At 71.9% G+C, this 17,812-nt stretch carries 16 protein-coding genes; 9 read left to right on the top strand and 7 right to left on the bottom strand.

Translation table 11 applies throughout. The features are described 5' to 3' along the window. Nucleotides 1–64: 64 nt before the first annotated feature. The 4 genes from HWD93_RS14415 to HWD93_RS14400 all read right to left on the bottom strand — a co-directional run bounded on the left by HWD93_RS14415 (nucleotide 65) and on the right by HWD93_RS14400 (nucleotide 4,842). Complete coding sequence (locus HWD93_RS14415) at nucleotides 65–553, bottom strand: ribose-5-phosphate isomerase (RefSeq protein ID WP_261647191.1); 489 nt, start codon at nucleotides 551–553, stop codon at nucleotides 65–67. After that, a complete protein-coding gene (locus tag HWD93_RS14410) occupies nucleotides 550–2,292 on the bottom strand; it encodes a dihydroxyacetone kinase family protein (RefSeq protein ID WP_261647190.1) in 1,743 nt (580 codons plus the stop codon). The genes HWD93_RS14415 and HWD93_RS14410 overlap by 4 nt, the downstream gene beginning before the upstream one ends. Before the next feature lie 71 nt (nucleotides 2,293–2,363). Continuing rightward, complete coding sequence (locus HWD93_RS14405) at nucleotides 2,364–3,677, bottom strand: MFS transporter (protein WP_261647189.1); 1,314 nt, start codon at nucleotides 3,675–3,677, stop codon at nucleotides 2,364–2,366. A gap of 28 nt (nucleotides 3,678–3,705) precedes the next feature. Next, complete coding sequence (locus HWD93_RS14400; protein ID WP_071295623.1) at nucleotides 3,706–4,842, bottom strand: zinc-binding dehydrogenase; 1,137 nt, start codon at nucleotides 4,840–4,842, stop codon at nucleotides 3,706–3,708. Nucleotides 4,843–4,947: 105 nt separating this feature from the next. On the opposite strand from HWD93_RS14400, the gene HWD93_RS14395 reads away from it, so the two are divergent. After that, nucleotides 4,948–5,754 (top strand): GolD/DthD family dehydrogenase, encoded by an 807-nt coding sequence (locus HWD93_RS14395; RefSeq protein ID WP_261647188.1) that lies wholly within the window; start codon nucleotides 4,948–4,950, stop codon nucleotides 5,752–5,754. Between the two features lie 25 nt (nucleotides 5,755–5,779). Further along, nucleotides 5,780–6,742: a sugar-binding transcriptional regulator gene (locus HWD93_RS14390; RefSeq protein ID WP_070418254.1), complete on the top strand. Its 963-nt coding sequence runs from the start codon at nucleotides 5,780–5,782 to the stop codon at nucleotides 6,740–6,742. A 72-nt stretch (nucleotides 6,743–6,814) separates the two neighbouring features. Here the strand turns inward: HWD93_RS14390 and HWD93_RS14385 are convergent, their stop codons facing one another. Then, entirely contained in the window at nucleotides 6,815–7,339 is a 525-nt protein-coding gene (locus HWD93_RS14385; protein WP_261647187.1) for a DinB family protein, read from the bottom strand. A gap of 189 nt (nucleotides 7,340–7,528) precedes the next feature. Here HWD93_RS14385 and HWD93_RS14380 point away from each other — a divergent pair, with 189 nt between their 5' ends. Then, entirely contained in the window at nucleotides 7,529–9,049 is a 1,521-nt protein-coding gene (locus HWD93_RS14380) for an MFS transporter (protein ID WP_071295626.1), read from the top strand. Between the two features lie 249 nt (nucleotides 9,050–9,298). On the opposite strand, the gene HWD93_RS14375 is transcribed toward HWD93_RS14380, so the two are convergent. Continuing rightward, the gene (locus HWD93_RS14375; protein WP_261647186.1) at nucleotides 9,299–10,321 is read right to left on the bottom strand and encodes a GTP-binding protein; all 1,023 of its coding nucleotides are present in this window, start codon (nucleotides 10,319–10,321) and stop codon (nucleotides 9,299–9,301) included. 61 nt (nucleotides 10,322–10,382) lie between these two features. On the opposite strand from HWD93_RS14375, the gene ykgO reads away from it, so the two are divergent. Next, nucleotides 10,383–10,505 carry a type B 50S ribosomal protein L36 gene (gene ykgO, locus HWD93_RS14370; RefSeq protein WP_022905672.1) on the top strand — a complete coding sequence of 41 codons (123 nt, stop codon included), beginning with the start codon at nucleotides 10,383–10,385 and terminating at the stop codon, nucleotides 10,503–10,505. 28 nt (nucleotides 10,506–10,533) lie between these two features. Further along, nucleotides 10,534–11,190, top strand: coding sequence for a histidine phosphatase family protein (locus tag HWD93_RS14365; RefSeq protein ID WP_070418258.1), 657 nt, complete (start codon nucleotides 10,534–10,536; stop codon nucleotides 11,188–11,190). Between the two features lie 73 nt (nucleotides 11,191–11,263). Here HWD93_RS14365 and HWD93_RS14360 read toward each other — a convergent pair whose 3' ends face one another. Beyond that, the gene (locus HWD93_RS14360) at nucleotides 11,264–13,006 is read right to left on the bottom strand and encodes a glycerol-3-phosphate dehydrogenase/oxidase (RefSeq protein WP_071294593.1); all 1,743 of its coding nucleotides are present in this window, start codon (nucleotides 13,004–13,006) and stop codon (nucleotides 11,264–11,266) included. Between the two features lie 180 nt (nucleotides 13,007–13,186). Between HWD93_RS14360 and HWD93_RS14355 the strand changes: the two genes are divergently transcribed. From HWD93_RS14355 to ald, 4 genes are all read left to right on the top strand, one after another. Next, complete coding sequence (locus HWD93_RS14355) at nucleotides 13,187–14,149, top strand: sugar-binding transcriptional regulator (protein WP_022905765.1); 963 nt, start codon at nucleotides 13,187–13,189, stop codon at nucleotides 14,147–14,149. 50 nt (nucleotides 14,150–14,199) lie between these two features. Further along, nucleotides 14,200–15,186: a helix-turn-helix domain-containing protein gene (locus HWD93_RS14350; protein WP_261647185.1), complete on the top strand. Its 987-nt coding sequence runs from the start codon at nucleotides 14,200–14,202 to the stop codon at nucleotides 15,184–15,186. A 9-nt stretch (nucleotides 15,187–15,195) separates the two neighbouring features. Further along, on the top strand, nucleotides 15,196–16,584 hold the full coding sequence (locus HWD93_RS14345) for an FAD-binding oxidoreductase (protein ID WP_261647184.1): 1,389 nt from the start codon (nucleotides 15,196–15,198) through the stop codon (nucleotides 16,582–16,584). A 120-nt stretch (nucleotides 16,585–16,704) separates the two neighbouring features. Then, a complete protein-coding gene (gene ald, locus HWD93_RS14340) occupies nucleotides 16,705–17,805 on the top strand; it encodes an alanine dehydrogenase (RefSeq protein WP_261647183.1) in 1,101 nt (366 codons plus the stop codon). Nucleotides 17,806–17,812 lie beyond the last annotated feature (7 nt).

The following is a 17,812-nucleotide window of genomic DNA, read 5'->3' as shown; positions in this document are numbered from 1 at the left end:
ACGAATCCGACATCGAACCAGGCTCGGCGGCCGGTTCGATGTCGGATTCGTGGTTCGGAGCGCCCTACGCGGAAGCGGACGCGTCCACGCCCGCCGGCGCGGAGCCGTCGTACTCGCAGATCGCCTGCACCTTCGACGCGCTCGCGGACGAGCGGTCGAACTCGTAGCCGAGCCACTCCTTCGCCATGCGCCGGGCGACCTCGACGCCGACGACCCGCTGGCCCATGCAGAGGACCTGGGCGTCGTTCGACAGGATCGAGCGCTCGACGCTGAACGAGTCGTGCGCGGTGACGGCCCGGATGCCGGGGACCTTGTTCGCAGCGATCGCGACGCCGAGACCGGTGCCGCAGATCAGGATCGCCCGGTCCGCCTCGCCGTTCGCGACCATGCGTGCTGCGTCGACGGCGACGTGCGGGTAGGCGGTGTGCCCGTCCGCGTCGACCCCCACGTCCACCACGGACTCCACCCGCGGATCGGCGAGCAGATCGGCCTTGATGATCTCCTTGTAGTCGAACCCTGCGTCGTCCGAACCGACCACGAGACGGTACGTCATGCGTGTGTCCCTTCCTTGTCTGCTGCACGGGTGGCGAGGACCTCGCCGACCCGCGTGAGGATCATCCCCATCGAGGTGGCACCCGCATCGGGTGTCCCCAGGCTCTTCTCCGCCAGCGGCCGGGCACGCCCGACCTTCGGCTTGAGGTCTGCGGTCGCAGCGGCTTCCGTGACCGCGACCTGCGCGGCAGCCTGCCACGCCTCGGTGAGCGGCGTGCCAGCCTCGACGCCGCCCCGCAGCTCGTCGACGAACGGGAGCAGCGCGTCGAGCAGCGTCTTGTCCCCGCGGGACGCCCCGCCGAGGTGCACGATCGAGTCCGCGAACGCCTGCGCCGCCTCGACGACGTCGGACGCCTCGTAGGCGGAGCGGTCGTCGCGGAGCGACCGGCCGAACGCCTCGAGCGCCGCACCCCACAGGACCCCGGAGGTGCCGCCCGCGAACTCGGCCCACGCGTCACCGGCGCGTCCGAGGACGAAGGCGACCCCTGCCTCCTGGCCCGCCCGGTCGACCGCCTTGCGGGCCGCACCGATCCCCTTCACCATGCCGCGTCCGTGGTCGCCGTCCCCGGCGACCGCGTCGATGCGGCCGAGCTCCTCCTCGTGCTCCCGCAGGAGCGCGTCGATCGCCTCGATCGCGGCGCGCGCCGTCTGCGCGGCCTGCCTGGAGGCGCCACTCGCGTCCGGCACGACCGTCGCCTCGTCATCGGCTGCGTCCACGGCGTCGGCCGGCACGAGCGCCGCGACCGGCGCCGCCACCTTGCGGTACGCGGGCGTGTACGCGTCGGCCCTCCACAGCGTCTCGAGCTCGTCGTCGAGCCACTGCAGGGTGAGCGAGCAGCCGCCCATGTCGAGGCTCGTGACGAGTTCGCCGACCTCGGGCTCGACGACCTCGATCCCGGCGTCCTGCAGGAGCGGGAGCACACGGCCCCAGAGCAGGAAGAGCTCCTCGTACTTGGTGTCGCCGAGACCGTTCAGGATCGGCGCGACCCGGGTGCCGGCGGCGTCCGGGCGGTCCGTGAGCAGCCGCTCGACGAGGAGCGACGCGAGTTCGGTCGCACGGAGGAGCGGGACGTCCTCGATGCCCGGCTCGCCGTGGATGCCGAGCCCGAGGCCGAGGTGGCCCTCGGGGACGGTGAACAGCGGCTCGGTCGCGCCGGGCATCGTGCAGCCGGAGAACGCGACGCCGATGGTGCGCGTCGCCCGGTTGGACGCGGTGCCGATGCGCTCGACCTCGTCGAGGTCGGCTCCGGCGGCCGCCGCGGCACCCATGGCCTTGAAGACCGAGAAGTCACCGGCGATGCCGCGGCGCTTCGACTCCTCGTCGGCGCTGGCGATGTCGTCGGTGACGACCACGATGCGGGTGTCGATGCCCTCGGCGTTCAGCCGCTCGGCCGCGAGCCCGAAGTTCATCGTGTCGCCGGCGTAGTTGCCGAACGACAGCACGACGCCCTTCCCCTGGTCCGCCGCCTTGGCGACCGAGTAGACCTGCGCCGTGGACGGCGAGGTGAAGATGTTGCCGACGACGGCCCCGGTGGCGAACCCCGGCCCGACCACGCCGCAGAACGCGGGGTAGTGGCCGGAACCGCCGCCGACGACGACCGCGACCTGCGGCTCGGCGCCCTCCGTCGGCAGGACGACGACGCCGCCGTGGACACCGCGGACCCGGTCGGCGTAGAGGGCGAGCCAGCCCGCGAGCTGGTCCTCGGCGAACTCCTCCGGGTCGTCGTGGATCGTGGTCATGGTGCTTGTCCTTCGCATCGAGTGGGGGTGGTGCACCGGGCGACGGCGGGACGGCCGCCGTCGCCCGGGGTTCAGTGTCCTCGGTCTCCCTGCGGGACCTTGAGGAAGTGGATCATCACGAACGCGCAGGCGTACAGGCCGACGAACGTCCAGGTCACGGCCTGGCCGCCACCGCCCAGGGCGAGCACCGCGGCGACGACGCCCGTGCCGAGGAACGCGGCTCCGCCGGCGGCGGTGGTGTACATCGCCATCGCGGCGCCCTTGTGCTCGGGGGCGAGCGCCGGCATGATCGCGCCCATCGGGACGAAGCCCGCGAGCAGGCAGCCGAACACGCAGCCGGCGACGACGGAGAGCACGTAGCCCCAGTCGGACCCGGCGGGGACGAGCTGCGGGACGTACCACCAGGCGATGAGCCCGAGCGCGGACCCGACGATGCCGAACCACTTGACGGTGCGCTGCCAGCCGATCTTGTCGCCGACCCAGCCGAACAGGGCGTTCACGAGGATGTTCGTCGCGTAGACGCACACCGTCATGAGCAGCCACCGGCTCTGGCCCCAGCCGCGCTCGTTCGCGATCACCGCCGGGAGGATGACGAACATGCCGAACTCCGGCGCGGTGTTGATCAGACGGACGAGGAAGCCCATCAAGATCTTCGGTCGCGTGGCCGTCAGGCGGATGCCGCTCGTCAGCACGCGCCAGGCGCTCTCGCCCTCCGGCGCGATGCGGGAGAACCCGTTCGGCAGGCGCACCCCGAACAGCAGGATGAGGAACCCGATCACGACGAGGCCGATCGAGGCGATCATCGCGCCGGTCTCACCGACCGTGCCGCCGCCGAACACCGGGATGGCGCCGATCGCGAAGAGCGAGCCGAGCGTGGGCAGACCGCCGGTGAAGGCGACGTAGAACCAGCCGACGGCCGAGCCGTTGCGCTCCACGGGCGTCGTGATGTTCACCCAGACCAGGAACGCGAAGGCGAACAGCGGGTACCCGAAGCCGCGGATCGCGTAGGCGACGGCGGCGAACGGCACGCTGCCGAGTCCGAGGGCGACGAGGAACAGGACCTCGAACACGACCCAGACGGCGAACCCGAGGATCATCACCCGTCGCGGACCGATCAGGTCGGCGAGTGCGCCGGAGACGTAGCTCCCCACCAGGGCGGCGAGGCTGTAGAACGTGACGATCGTCGCGACCGTGGCCTCGGGGGAGCCGAGGACCGCGACCATGTGCGGCGTGATGAAGTTCGACTCGACGCCGTTGCCGGTCATGAAGACCAGGACGGCGAGGAAGCCGAGGGCGAGCGGGCGGGGGATGCCCATCTTGTCGAGCCGGCCCTCGGTGCGGGGCATCGTCGGCGCACCGGTGGCGCGCTGTGTCGTCGTTGACATGCTTGCTGACTCCTGTGGTGGCTGCGGCTCAGGCCTGCAGGGACGGGATGATCGAGACCTTGACGCTCGCGCCCGCGGAGTCGCCGACGAGGTCGAGGGCCTCCTGGAAGCGCTCGAGCGGGAACTGGTGCGTGCAGATCTCCGACATCGGCAGGGTCTCGGCCTCGAGCAGCTTGATCGCCGCCGGCCAGGTGTGCGGGCCGAGGTGGGCACCGCGGACGTCGAGCTCCTTGTCGTCCGAGATGATCGACCAGTCGACGGACACGTTGTCCTTGAAGACCGAGTACTCGACGAACGTGCCGAGCTTGCGGAGCAGGTTGAGGCCCTGCGGGACCGCGGACGGGTGCCCGGTCGCCTCGATGTAGACGTCGGCGCCGTACCCGTCGGTGAGTTCCTTGACCCGGGCGACCGCGTCGTCCTGGGCGATGTTGATCGTGATGTCGGCACCGACCTTGCGGGCGAGTTCGAGCTTGTCCTCGACGACGTCGAGCGCGATGATCCGCAGCGGGTTCTTCTGGCGGGCACCGGCGATCGCGGAGAGCCCGATCGGCCCGGCGCCCGCGATGACCACCGTGTCGCCGAACTTGATGTCGCCCCGCTCGACGGCGTGGAACGCGCACGAGAGCGGTTCGGCGAACGCGGCGACCTGCCCGGGGAGAGCGCTCGACACCGGGTGGGTCAGGGCCTTCGCCGGCACCAGGACGTACTCGGCCATCGCGCCGTCGTAGCCCTTGAAGCCGAACATGTCGTGCACGTTGCACATCCAGTACGCGCCCTCGAGGCAGTAGCGGCACTCCCAGCACGGCACGATCTGCTCGCAGGCGATCCGGTCACCCACGGACACCCCGCGCTTGGTGAGGGCGGCGTCGTCACCGGCGACGATCGTGCCGACGAACTCGTGTCCTGGGATCCGGTCCTTCTCAGCCCAGGCGGGGCGGTTCTCGTCGCCCCAGAACTTCGCGGCGCCGTGGTAGCACTTCAGGTCGCTCGCGCAGATGCCGACGGCGTCGGTGCGGAGCAGGAGTTCGCCGGGTCCGGGGGTCGGGACGGGGCGGGTCTCGAGGCGGTAGTCCTCGGGACCGTGGACCACGACGGCTCGCATCGTGGTCGGGATCTCGGTGGGCGTCGCGGCCGTGGTGGTCGCGTTCTCGGTCGTCGTCGACATGAGCTGCTCCTTCGTCGGGGTGCTTCGGCGACGACTGTACACCCCGCGGAACGTTTGTCCAGAACACAATTTCTGGTACGGTCGGCACAACGCAAGGGAGCGAACATGACCACCGACTTCGCCGCAGCCCTCCGACCGGGCCCGGACACGATCGACCTGACGAACGACTTCAGCGGCCGCACGGCGGTGGTCACCGGCGGGGCGTCCGGCATCGGCAACGCGATCGCCGTGGCCCTCGCGGCCCGCGGTGCCCGGGTCGCCATCGTCGACGTGCGGGCGGACGGCGCAGCAGCCGCCGCGGCAGCGCTGCCGACCGCCGGCGAACCGTCCCACCTCGGCCTCGGCTGCGACGTCACGGACGAGACGTCGGTGGCCCGCGCGGTCGCCGCCGTCACCGGTGCCGCCGGCCGGATCGACGTCCTCGTGAACTGCGCCGGCGTCGCGCTGCTCGCCCCCGCAGAGGACCTCGACCCCGGCGCCTGGGCCACGACCATCGACGTCAACCTCACCGGCACCTACCGGGTCGCCCAGGCCGTCGGGCGCCACATGCTCGCCGCCGGGTACGGCCGGATCGTGAACATCGCCTCGCAGGCAGCGCACGTCGGCATCGACGGCCACGCGGCGTACTGCGCGTCGAAGGCCGGCGTCATCGGGCTCACCCGCGTGCTCGCGCTCGAGTGGGGCGGACGGGGCGTCACCGTCAACACCGTGTCGCCGACGGTCGTGCTGACCGACCTCGGCCGCGGGGCGTGGGCGAACGAGAAGGGCCTGCGCCACCAGGACGAGATCCCCACCGGACGGTTCGCGACACCCGACGAGATCGCCGCCGCCGTCCTGTTCCTCGCCGGGGAGTCGAGCGCCATGGTGAACGGCGCCGACCTCCGCGTGGACGGCGGGTTCACGATCCGCTGACGCGTGCCAGGGCTACGATCGCCCCATGTCCGCCGAGAACCCCGCCGCCGAGGGTGCCCGGACCCGCTTCCCGCTCGACACCGTCTACCAGGCCGCGCGGATGTACTACCTCGAGGACGCCACCCAGGTCGAGATCGCCTCGCGCCTCGGAGTGTCCCGTCCGACGGTCAGCCGGCTCGTCGCCGAGGCCCGGAAGGCCGGCCTGGTCCGGATCGAGGTCGTCGACCCGTTCCAGGACGAGACCGTCGCGCTCGCCGAACGGCTGCAGGTGGTGCTCGGACTCCGTGCCGTGCACCTCGCCGCGGTGACGCACACCGCCACGCTCGGCGCCGACCTCGCCGCCCCGCTCGCCGCCGCGGTCGAGGGGATGGGCCTCGTGCCGGGCGACGCCGTGCTCATGTCGTCGGGTCGGACGGTGTACGACGTCGCACACGCCGGCATGCCGCAGCTGCCGGGCGTGCAGCTCGTCCCGACGGTCGGCGGGCAGGCCGACCCGATGCCGTGGTTCCAGACGAACGAGATCACCCGCGCCGCCGCCGAGCACTCCGGCGCGATCCCGGCGTTCCTGTTCGCGCAGGCCCTGCCGTCACCGGCGATGCGGTCCTCGCTCGACGAGGACCCCGCGTTCCAGCACGTCGTCGGCCTGTGGGGTCGGGCGAAGGGCGCCATCCTCGGCATCGGCGCGCCGACCCCGACCCGGGACGCACTCGCGCGCGGCGTCCCGGTCGAGGACGCCGTCTTCGACCAGGCGGCGGGTGACGTCTGCCTCAACTTCTACGCCGCGGACGGCTCGGCGATCGAGTTCCCGGGCAGCGACCGGATGGTGCGCACCTCCCGCGAGGTCCTCTCCGCCGTCCCGCATGCGATCGGCGTCGCGGTCGGTGCCGCGAAGGTGTCGAGCATCGTCGGGGCCGTCCGCGGGCGTCTCGTCAACGAGCTGGTCACCGACGCGGCCACGGCGCGCGCCCTGCTGGACGCGCTCGCCTGAGCGGTCCCCACCTGTGGGCCCGGAGGCGCGGTGCGGGCCCGCACCGCGCCTCCAGGCCGTCGGGCGGTACGTCTACTGCGTGCGCCGCACGTCCCACAGGTGGTGCACCGGGTCGTGGGCGTAGTAGGTGGCGAGCGTGGCGACGGTGAACGCGCTGCCGTCCGACCGGAGGCCGGTGCGTCCCAGCTGGTCCTCCCGGACGTCGTCGAAGGCCCGGGCAGCACGGTGCGCCGCCTCGCCGAGCTCCCGCACGACGGTGGCGGGGTCCTGCGCGCCGTAGCGGTCCTCGACGGCCGTGGCGTCCTGGTCCCAGTTCGGGAAGGTCGGGGCGTCCTCGGTGAGCATGAGCGTCAACCGCTCCGCCATCTTCCGGTGGACGTCACGCACGTGCGCGGCGTACTCGAGCGGTGACCAGGTGTGGTCGTCGGGGCGGTCGCGCACGTCCGCACGGTCGAGGACCGCCGGCCACGCCGAGGTGTTCGCGTCGATGATCCCCGGGACGTCGCGGATCGTGACCGCACTGCCGTCGTAGCCGCACTCGGGGCACGCGGACTCGATGACCCACGTCCAGTTCTTCGTCTCGGGTTCGATCGCCATGACTGGATGTTATGTGCTCGTTACCGTCCGCCCCGATCCGCGTGCCCGAGGCGATCGGTGCTGACCCCCGTTCGGGTGACACGCCGGTTCCTGTGAATCACCGGCCAATGACATTTCGGTTGCTCGGTAACGTCGTCCGCTGTTCCCGGGCCGGTACCCGTCGGCCCGCCGATCCTCGAGGAGAGATGCATGGGCTCCGATCCCAGCAGTACCCCCACCCGACCGCACCGACGCCTGCGCGAGAGCGACGTCACCGTGGTCGACAAGAGCATGATGCGCCGTGCCGTGAGCGGCATGGTCGTCGGCAACACCATGGAGTGGTACGACGTCGGCGTCTACGGCTACCTGGCCGTCACGATGGGGAAGGTCTTCCTCCCCACGGCCGAACCCTCGGTCCAGATCCTGTTCAGCCTCGGTGTCTTCGCGGCGACGTACATCGCCCGGCCGCTCGGCGGCATCGTGTTCGGTCGTCTCGGCGACCGCATCGGGCGGCAGAAGGTCCTCGCGACGACGCTCATCATGATGGCGGCGTCCACGTTCCTCATCGGGGCGCTGCCCGCCTACGCCACGATCGGGGTGTTCGCGCCGATCGTCCTCGTCGTGCTGAAGCTCGCGCAGGGCTTCTCGACCGGCGGTGAGTACGCCGGCGCGACGACGTTCGTGACCGAGTACGCGCCGGACCGCCGCCGCGGCTTCTTCGCCAGCATCCTCGACTTCGGCAGCTACCTGGGCTTCGCGCTCGGGGCCACCGTCGTCTCGGTGCTGCAGCTCACCCTGGGTGAGGAGGCGATGACCGCCTACGGCTGGCGCTTCCCGTTCCTCGCCGCCGGGGTGATCGGCGTCGTCGCGATCTACTTCCGCCTGCGCATCGAGGAGTCGCCGGTGTTCCAGGCCACCCAGGCCGCGCAGGAGGCCGCGTCCGAGACCCGTGCCTCGCTGTCCGGGGAGCGCCCGGCGAACGTGTTCGTCATGGTCCGCGACCACTGGCGCCCGATCGTCATCGCCGTGATGCTCGTCGCCGCGTCGAACACCGTCGGGTACGCGCTGACCTCGTACATGCCGACGTACCTCACCGACTCGCTCGGCTACTCGGCGCTCGACGGCACGCTGCTCACCATCCCGGTGCTCGTGCTGCTCGCGGTGATGCTCCCGCTCACGGGCAAGCTGTCCGACAAGCTCGGCCGTCGCGTCGTGATGTGGATCGGTGCCGCGACCACCGTCGTGCTCGTCGTCCCGGCGTTCCTGCTGATCGGGCACGGCGCGCAGTGGTCGACGCTCGCCGGGCTCGGTCTCCTCGCGCTCATGACGGCGCTGTGGGTCTCGAACCAGGCGGCCTCGCTGCCGGCGCTGTTCCCGACGTCGACCCGGTACGGCGGCATGGGGTTCGCCTACAACATCGCGATCGCGGTGTTCGGTGGGACGACGCCCCTCATCGTGCAGGCCCTGCTCACGGCGACGGGCGACGAGCTCGCGCCGGCGTACTTCCTGATGGCGATGAGCGTCGTCGGGGCGATCGGGGTGTTCTGCATGAAGGAGTCCTCGCGGCGCCCGCTGCCGGGGTCGATGCCGGCGGTGGAGACCGCCGAGGAAGCCCGCGAGCTCGTCCTCACGCAGGACACGAACCCGAACCTCGACCTGGGGGACCTGCCGTTCGCCGCCGAGGACGCTGCCCGTCGTGCGCGCGAGCGGGAGATGAGCGCGGTGCGCTGACGTGGCCCGCTGACGCGACCACGGACGGGAGGCGCGGTGCGGGTCCGACCCGCGCCGCGCCTCCCGTGCGTGCGTCTGTCTGTGCGCATGGTGCGACGTTCCACCAGTCGATCGACGCGTGTCTCGTCGGAAGATGCGCATGCACCTGATGCCTGCGCATGGTGCGACGTTCCACCAGTCGATCGACGCGTGTCTCGTCGGAAGATGCGCGCGCACTGACCGAGCGCGCACCCGCACCCGCCGCAGGCGTCACTCGTGCCGGTGCTCCTCGGACGGGTCGAGCGCCGGCCACACCGGGAACGGGTCGGCCCACGTGCGCCACACCTCCGGCCCCGCGAGCAGCTCGTCCGACGTGAGGAGCGCCCCGTCCAGCGCCCGCTCGATCGCCGGCACGTCCAACCGCTCGCCGACGAACCAGAGCGCCTGCCCGATCGGCGCGTCCGCGTCCCACGACGGGTTCGCGGTCGGGTCGAGCGCCAGCATCGCTCCGAGGCTCGACCACGACCCGACGTGGTCCGGCCGGGAGGCGAGCCGGAAGAACCCCCGGGACCGCAGCACCCGGCCGTTCCGCCCCGCGGCCAGCTTCCGTTCGATCACCGACGCGAGGCGGCCGGGGTGGAACGGCAGCGGCTCCCGGTAGCGCAGCGCGACCAGGCCGTCCCGCGGGTCCCGTCCGACCGAGCCCGAGAGCGCCCGCATCCATCCCGCTCCCTGGGCGAGGACCCGCGCCGCCCCGCCGTTCGACGCGGGCAGGTCGGCCGCGCTCCGGATCGACGAGAGCGCCACGACGACCGCCTGCGGGGCCAACCGGTGGAGCAGTGCGAGCAGACCGCGGCGGCGCTCCAGCGGCACCGGGCCGACCCGGTCGAGGACGATCACCGTGGCGTACTCGACGAGCGACGCCACGCGGTCGGCCGCGACGAACGCGTCGTCGACCTCGGACCAGAGCAGGTGCGCCACGTCGTCGGCGCGCAGCACGCTCACCACGTGGCGGAGCACCCGGTCGTCGCCGGTCTCCGCGCGCGCAGCGTTGGCGAGCATCATCCCCACCGCACGCGTGTCGGCGCCCGGCGGGAGCGTGACGACGAGTCCGTGGTCGGCATCCGGCCCGCAGACCCGGTCGAGGTGCTCGGCGCGGTCGGCGACGGCCCGGACCGCGGCGACGGCGTTCGCGGGCGCGTGCATCCGGTGGCCGGTCGCGAGCCGGACGGCCACGCGGTCGGCGTCGACGTCGTGCAGGGCGGAGACGAGGGTGATGGCGGCGGGACGCATGTCGGCTAATGTACATGATCATCGTTCTCAACAATGGGGACACCGACGGAGGAGGTCGCTCGTGAAGGTCCGCAACTCGCTCAAGGCGCTCAAGAAGATCCCGGGGTCGCAGGTGGTCCGCCGCCGCGGCCGTGTCTACGTCATCAACAAGCAGAACCCCCGGTGGAACACCCGGCAGGGGTGACGTCACCGGCGTTCCGTAGGGTGGCTCCATGCGACTGCTGCTCATCCGCCACGGCCAGACCCCAGCGAACGTGAACGGCGTGCTCGACGCCGTCGTCCCCGGACCGGGCCTGACCGAACTCGGGCAGCAGCAGGCCGACGCCCTGCCGGCAGCACTCGCCGACCGGGGGATCGAGCGGCTGTTCGTCTCGACGATGGTCCGCACGCAGATCACCGCGGCGCCCCTCGCGACGTCGCTCGGCCTCGAGCCGGTGGTGCTGCCGGGCCTCCGCGAGATCGAGGCCGGCGACACCCAGGGCAAGCGCGACCAGGTGTCCGTGCAGACGTACATCTCGACCGTGCACGGCTGGTCGCTCGGGGACCGCACCACCCGGATGCCCGGAGCCGAGAGCGGGACCGAGTTCTTCGCGCGCTACGACGACGCGGTCCGGCAGATCCTCGAGACCGGTGTCGACGTGGCGGCCGCGGTCAGCCACGGAGCCGCCATCCGGACGTGGGCGAGTGCCGCGGCCGACAACACGCCGGACCACTTCGGCACGAAGCGCCACCTCGAGAACACCGGGATCGTCGAGCTCGAGGGGTCGTTCGACGACGGCTGGCGCCTCGTCGACTGGGAGGGCGAGCCCGTCGGCGGCGAGCAGCTCATCGACCGGACGGCGCAGGACCCGACCGGCGAGCGGTTCTGACGCGACCAGCAGACAGACGGGAGGCGCGGTGCCAGCTGGCACCGCGCCTCCCGTCCGTGGTCGGTCGCGTGGACTACGCGAGCTGCGAGGCGGACGTCAGCGGCACGATCACCCGGTGCGCTTCGCGCAGGACGTCGAGCGTCTGCTGGACCTCGTCCGCACGCTCCTCGGGCGTCCAGCCGAGCGACCCGGCGAGCACGTCGGCCAGCTCGTCGAGCAGGTCGATCGTGACGCCGCCCACGAACGCGAGGTTCGTGCGGCGCAGCACCACGTCGACCAGGTGCACGGCCTGCTCGTGCTCCGCGAAGTACGCGACCTCGGCGCGGGTCAGCGCCGGGTCCGACTCGAGGGGCTCGACCGGTCCGTCGACCAGGACGTCGACGACCTCGGCGGCACGGGTGCCGTAGCGCTCGAGCAGTCCCTCGACGACGGATGCGTCGAGACCGTCGCGGTGCGACTTGATCCAGAGGGCGCGCTGGGCGTCGGTGGTCGGGAAGTCCTTGCCGCCGCCGATCGCCATGCCGGTCGTGTCGACCGTCCGGGTGATGCCGAGCTTCGTCGTGACGTCGGTGGAGAGGTGCGCGGCGAGGGCGCGGAACGTGGTCCACTTGCCGCCGACGAGCGACAGCACCGTGGTCCGCGGCAGCCCGGCGATCGGGGTGTCCACGATCCGGTAGTCACGCGAGACGAAGCCGGGGGCGGTGTCCTCGTGCCGGGGGAGCGGGCGGATGCCGGAGTAGCTGTAGACGATGTGGTCGCGGGTGAGCGCGATCTGCGGGAAGACGTGCTCCACCAGGCCGAAGAAGTAGTCGATCTCCTCGTCGGTGGTGGTGACGGGCTTCGCCGGGTCGGCGTCGATGTCCGTCGTGCCGATGAGCACCCGGCCCTTGAGCGGGTAGATGAGCACGATGCGGCCGTCGTTGTTCTCGAAGAAGAGCTCGCGGCCCTTCGTCGCCTCGAGCAGCTCGGGGTTGTCGACGACGATGTGGGAGCCCTTCGTGCCGCCCATGAACTTCGTCTCGCCGCCGAACGCCTGGTTCGTGAGGTCGGTCCAGGGGCCGGACGCGTTCACGACGACGTCCGCCGTGAAGACGAACTCCTCGCCGGTCTCACGGTCGCGGAGCAGGACGCCACCGTCGCGGGTCCCGGCGGCCTCGACGTAGTTCACCGCACGGGCGGTCGACGCCGAGCCCTCGCCCGTCCCCGCGGCGAGGCCGTCCTTGAGCACGTCGAGCGCCAGGCGCTCCGGCTCGTGCACCGAGGCGTCGTAGTAGGTGCCCGTGTACTTGAGGTCCTTGTTGAGTGCCGGCATGTCCGCGAGCGCGGCCTTCTTCGTGAGGAAGCGGTGCTTCGGGACCGAACCGCCGTCGCGCGAGAAGGAGTCGTAGATCGTCATGCCGATCTTGATGAGCGCGGCACCGCGCTCCTTCGTCGAGCGCTGCTTGTGCGTGAGCATCCGCAGCGGGGCGTTCATGATGCCCGAGAAGGTCGAGAAGATCGGCATCGTGGTCTGCAGCGGCTTGACGTAGTGCGGGGCGATGCGGATGAGGCCGTTGCGCTCCTGCACGCTCTCGCGGACGAGGCGGAACTCGCCGTTCTCGAGGTACCGGATGCCGCCGTGGATCATGTGGCTCGACGCGGCGGACGCGCCCGAGGCGTAGTCGCCGCGCTCGACGAGGGCCACGTCGACCCCCTGCAGGGCGAGGTCGCGGAAGGTGGCGATGCCGTTGATGCCGCCACCGACCACGAGGACCTGTGCGTTCGGGCGCTCCGTGAGCGCGTTCACCGTGTTCCGGGGCTGCGTCTTCTTCGACATTGCTGCGTCGCTTCCTTCGTGGGTTCCGTGGTGGTTCGACATCGATCGTGCGCCTCCGTGAGAAGGCGGGCAACTCGCGTGCACGAACGTGCAGCACACGTGTCCGGACGGGCCGATCGAGGGTCGGGAGGCACGACAGGGGTTGCAGAGGCCGTGCACGTCCGTGCATGCTCGGTTCCCATGAGTGACGCAGCGCAGCCCATGCGCACGCAGCAGGCGCTGCGCGCCGCGCATCTGTACTACCTGCAGGACCTGACGATGGATGCGATCGCCGACGAGCTCGGCACCTCGCGGTCGTCGGTCTCCCGCCTGCTGAAGTACGCGCGGGACACCGGACTCGTCGACATCCAGATCCGCTCGCCCCTCGACCAGGCCGCGGCGCTCAGCCGGAGCATCCGATCGCGCTTCGGGGTGCACGCACACGTCGTGCCGGTGCCGGACCACACGAGCGACGTCGACCGACTCGAACGCGTCGCCCTGTCCGCTGCGCGCATCCTGACGCAGTACGTCGAGTCGAACATGGTGATCGGGATCTCGTGGGGCTCGACCGTCAGCGCGGTGAGCCGCTACCTCGTGCCGAAGACCACGCACGGCTCCACGGTGGTGCAGATCAACGGCGCCGCGAACACCCGGACGACGGGCATCGTCTACGCGTCCGAGATCCTGCGGCGGTTCGGCGAGGCGTACGGCGCGTTCGTGCAGCAGTTCCCGGTCCCGGCGTTCTTCGACGACCCGGCCACGAAGCAGGCGCTCTTCCGGGAGCGTTCGATCCGCCGGGTGCTCGACCTGCACGAGCGCATGGACCTCGTCGTCTTCGGTGTCGGAGCGCCCCAGGCCCCGGTGCCCTCGCACGTGTACTCCGGCGGGTACCTCGACCCGTCCGACCGCGACGAGCTGACCAAGGCCCAGGTCGTCGGTGACGTCTCGACGGTGTTCTACCGCGCGGACGGCTCGTGGAAGGACATCGGGGTGAATGCCCGAGCCGGGGCTCCGGACCTCGACACGATCAAGCGTGCGCCGCGCCGGGTCTGCGTCGTGGCCGGACGCTCGAAGGCCGCGTCGCTGAAGGGTGCCCTCGCCGCCGGGTTGATCACCGACCTCATCCTCGACGAGAGCGTCGGGCAGGCGATCCTGCAGCCCTGACCCCGGGGGTGCGGTCCCGATTGTCGGTGGTGCCCCGTAGGTTCTCGACCATGGTTGCCACGATGGACACCCGCTACTCCGGTGGCGCCTGCAGCGTCGGGGACACGCGGTACTCGCGGCGGATCGCGGGCACCGACGTCGACCAGGCGCTCGCCTTCTTCACCGGGGACTACGACTTCCGCTCGCCCGCGGTCCGGCGGACCCACCGCGACACCCGCTGGGACTTCGCCGGCGTGGGCGACGAGCTGTTGTCGCTCCGGTCCTCGCGCTTCCTGGTCGACCTGCGGAGCGACAGCCGTGTCGACGACGCGTTCCTGGTCGCCTGGATGCGCAGCGGGTCGAGCACGATCACGTACGGCGGGAGCTCCCACGAGCTCGAACCGGGCGTCCCGGTCGTGCTGCCCTTCGCCGACACGTACGAGCTGCACCACCGCGACATCGGCCTCAACCTCGTGCACCTCGACGCGGGGTTCCTCCGCTCGGTCGTCGGCGAGGACGACTTCGCGTTCGAAGCGCTCCGCCGCCCCACCGCCGACGGCATGCGGGCCTGGCAGTCGGTCGTGCGGGCGTACTCGTCGACCTGGCTGGACGTCGGGCACGAGCTCACCGCGGTCGCCCGGCGGGACATCGCCGAGGCGTTCGCCACCGCGGCGGTCGCGGCCTTCCCCGAGCGGAGCCGCTGGCGCACGATGGTCACCGGCAGCGGGCCCGAGCACGAGCGGGTCCGCCGTGCGCTCGAGTACGTCCACGAGCACGCGCGCGACGCGATCGGGACGCCGGAGATCGCCGCGGCGGCGGGGCTCAGCCCACGCGGCCTGCAGCAGTCCCTCCGCCGACACCTCGACCAGACGCCGGGCGACCTGCTCCGCGGCGTTCGGCTCGACGGTGCCCGTGCCGACCTGCTGCGCGGCGACCGTGACGACACCTCGGTCGCCGACATCGCCCGGGCGTGGGGCTTCGGGCACCTCGGGCGCTTCTCGGCCACGTACCGGGCACGGTTCGGGGAACTGCCGAGCGAGTCCCTCCGCGCTCGGTAGCGTGGCGGGATGGACACCGTCGTCACCGCCCTCCGTTCCGCCCTCGCCGACCCGGACGGCGTGGTCGTCCGGACGGAGCGCGGAGTGCTCGACGCGGCACGGACGGACAAGTCCGGCTGGATCGCCTCGGGTGGGCCCGTCGCCGTGGTCGAGGCCCGGACGGTCGAGCACGTGCAGGCGACCCTCCGGACGTGCTCCGGGCTCGGCGTCCGGGTCGTCCCGCGTGGCGCCGGCACCGGGCTCGCGGGCGGGGCGAACGGTACCGAGGGCACCGTCGTCCTGAGCGTGGCGCGCATGGACCGCATCGTCTCGGTCTCGACGGAGGACGAGTACGCGGTGGTGGAGCCCGGCGTGCTGAACGGCGACCTGAACGCGGCCGTCGCCGAACACGGCCTGCGGTTCGCGCCGGACCCGGCGAGTGCTGCCATCGCGAGCGTCGGCGGGAACATCGCCACGAACGCCGGCGGCCTGCGGTGCGTGAAGTACGGCGTCACCAGAGAAGCGGTGCTCGGCCTCGACGTCGTCCTCGCCGACGGGCGGCTCGTCTCCACCGGGCACCGCACCGTCAAGGGCGTCACCGGCCTCGACCTCACGGCGCTGCTCGTCGGGTCGGAGGGCACGCTCGGGGTGATCGTCGGCGCGACCGTCCGGCTCATGCCGATCCCGGCGGGGGAGCCGGCCACCCTCGGCGCCGTGTACCCGACCGTCGAGGCCGCAGCCCGCGCCGCGGCGTCCGTCGTCGCCGGGGCGGAGCGTCCGTCGACGGTCGAGCTGCTCGACGCCGCCGCACTCGAGGGGATCGCGGCCCACCTCGGGCCGCAGGTGATCGCCGAGACGGTGGGGAGCACCGCGGCGGGCGGGGTGTTCCTCCTCGTGGAGTACGACGGGCCGGGTGCGACGGAGGCGGCGCTGGGTGCCGTGCCGCGCCTCCAGGCCGAGGGCGGGACCGTGCACCTGGCCGGGTCGGCGGCGGAACGCGACCGCCTGCTGACGATCCGTCGGTCGTTCCACCCCGCCATGGAGGCGCGTGGTCGGGTCCTCATCGAGGACGTCGCGGTGCCGCGCAGTCGGCTCGCCGAGATGTTCGCGCGCGTCGAGGCCATCGGGCAGCAGTACGGCATCGCGATCCCTACCGTCGCGCACGCCGGGGACGGCAACCTGCACCCGAACTTCGTGTTCGAGGGCGACCAGGTGCCGCAGCACGTGTGGGACGCGGCCGACGCGATGTTCCGGGCGGCGATCGAGCTCGGCGGGACGCTGACGGGGGAGCACGGCGTGGGGGTGCTCAAGCGGCGGTGGATCGGCGACGAGCTCGGCGACGACGTGCTCGAGCTGCAGCGGGGGATCCGACGGGTGTTCGACCCCGCGGGGATCCTCAACCCGGGCAAGGTGTTCTGACGCCGAATCTCGGCACACGGAACCCGGCCACATTGCTCAGATGTTCGGCCGAAACAGTCCTGTAACGAACCTCGGCGCATCGTGGGTGTCGAACGCGCACCGCCCACGAAGGAGTCAGTGATGCTGATCGGCGTCCCCACCGAAGTCAAGAACAACGAGTTCCGCGTCGCCGCGACACCCGCCGGTGTCGCCGAGCTGGCGCTGCACGGACACGAGGTGCTCGTGCAGTCGGGCGCTGGTGACGGGTCGTCCTTCCCGGACGCCGAGTACGCCGCGGCCGGGGCCACCATCGTCCCGACGGCCGCCGAGGTCTGGGCGCGCGCCGAGATGATCCTGAAGGTCAAGGAGCCGGTCGCCGCCGAGTACGCCTCGATCCGACCAGGGCAGGTCCTGTTCACCTACCTGCACCTCGCCGCGGACCGGCCGCTGACCGACGCGCTGGTCGAGTCCGGGGCGACGGCCATCGCGTACGAGACCGTGCAGCTGCCGGACCGGTCGTTGCCCCTGCTGTCGCCGATGTCCGAGATCGCCGGGCGGTTGTCGGCGCAGGTCGGCGCGAACCACCTGATGCGGGCGAACGGCGGGCGCGGGCTCCTGCTCGGCGGCGTGCCCGGCACCCCGAAGGGCCGCGTCGTCGTGATCGGCGGCGGGGTCGCGGGCGAGCACGCGGCGACGATGGCGCTCGGCCTCGGCGCCGAGGTCACCGTGTTCGACATCAGCCTGCCGCGCCTGCGTGCGCTGGACGCCCGGTTCGACGGACGCATCACGACGCTGCGGTCCTCGGCGCACGCGATCGCCTCGGCCCTGCGCGAGGCCGACCTCGTCATCGGGTCGGTGCTCATCCCCGGGGCCTCGGCGCCGAAGCTCGTGACCGACGCCATGGTGGCGGACATGCAGCCCGGGTCGGTGCTCGTCGACATCGCGATCGACCAGGGCGGGTGCTTCGAGGGATCGCACCCGACCACGCACGACGACCCGACGTTCGCCGTGCACGACACCGTCTTCTACTGCGTGGCGAACATGCCGGGAGCGGTGCCGCGCACCTCGACGATCTCGCTGACGAACGCGACGCTGCCGTACGCCGTGGCGATCGCGAACCAGGGGTGGGAGGCGGCGACCGCTGCGGACCCGGCCCTGGCGCTCGGGGTGAACGTGCACGCGGGCCACGTCGTGAACGCCGCCGTGGCGGCGGCGCACGGCCTGGCGGTCGCGGCGCGCTGAGCGCGGG

Origin of the sequence: Curtobacterium sp. C2H10, assembly GCF_025407985.1 — a bacterium.
Taxonomy (GTDB): Bacteria; Actinomycetota; Actinomycetes; order Actinomycetales; family Microbacteriaceae; genus Curtobacterium.
The sequence above is the reverse complement of the archived record's forward strand: the minus strand, read 5'-3'. Positions and strand labels throughout refer to the sequence as shown.

Bases quoted from the DNA above. Each gene is read 5' to 3' on its own strand.
- HWD93_RS14415 (WP_261647191.1), bottom strand. From the start codon at position 553: ATGACGTACCGTCTCGTGGTCGGTTCGGACGACGCAGGGTTCGACTAC.
- HWD93_RS14410 (WP_261647190.1), bottom strand. From the start codon at position 2,292: ATGACCACGATCCACGACGACCCGGAGGAGTTCGCCGAGGACCAGCTC.
- HWD93_RS14405 (WP_261647189.1), bottom strand. From the start codon at position 3,677: ATGTCAACGACGACACAGCGCGCCACCGGTGCGCCGACGATGCCCCGC.
- HWD93_RS14400 (WP_071295623.1), bottom strand. From the start codon at position 4,842: ATGTCGACGACGACCGAGAACGCGACCACCACGGCCGCGACGCCCACC.
- HWD93_RS14395 (WP_261647188.1), top strand. From the start codon at position 4,948: ATGACCACCGACTTCGCCGCAGCCCTCCGACCGGGCCCGGACACGATC.
- HWD93_RS14390 (WP_070418254.1), top strand. From the start codon at position 5,780: ATGTCCGCCGAGAACCCCGCCGCCGAGGGTGCCCGGACCCGCTTCCCG.
- HWD93_RS14385 (WP_261647187.1), bottom strand. From the start codon at position 7,339: ATGGCGATCGAACCCGAGACGAAGAACTGGACGTGGGTCATCGAGTCC.
- HWD93_RS14380 (WP_071295626.1), top strand. From the start codon at position 7,529: ATGGGCTCCGATCCCAGCAGTACCCCCACCCGACCGCACCGACGCCTG.
- HWD93_RS14375 (WP_261647186.1), bottom strand. From the start codon at position 10,321: ATGCGTCCCGCCGCCATCACCCTCGTCTCCGCCCTGCACGACGTCGAC.
- HWD93_RS14365 (WP_070418258.1), top strand. From the start codon at position 10,534: ATGCGACTGCTGCTCATCCGCCACGGCCAGACCCCAGCGAACGTGAAC.
- HWD93_RS14360 (WP_071294593.1), bottom strand. From the start codon at position 13,006: ATGTCGAAGAAGACGCAGCCCCGGAACACGGTGAACGCGCTCACGGAG.
- HWD93_RS14355 (WP_022905765.1), top strand. From the start codon at position 13,187: ATGAGTGACGCAGCGCAGCCCATGCGCACGCAGCAGGCGCTGCGCGCC.
- HWD93_RS14350 (WP_261647185.1), top strand. From the start codon at position 14,200: ATGGTTGCCACGATGGACACCCGCTACTCCGGTGGCGCCTGCAGCGTC.
- HWD93_RS14345 (WP_261647184.1), top strand. From the start codon at position 15,196: ATGGACACCGTCGTCACCGCCCTCCGTTCCGCCCTCGCCGACCCGGAC.
- ald (WP_261647183.1), top strand. From the start codon at position 16,705: ATGCTGATCGGCGTCCCCACCGAAGTCAAGAACAACGAGTTCCGCGTC.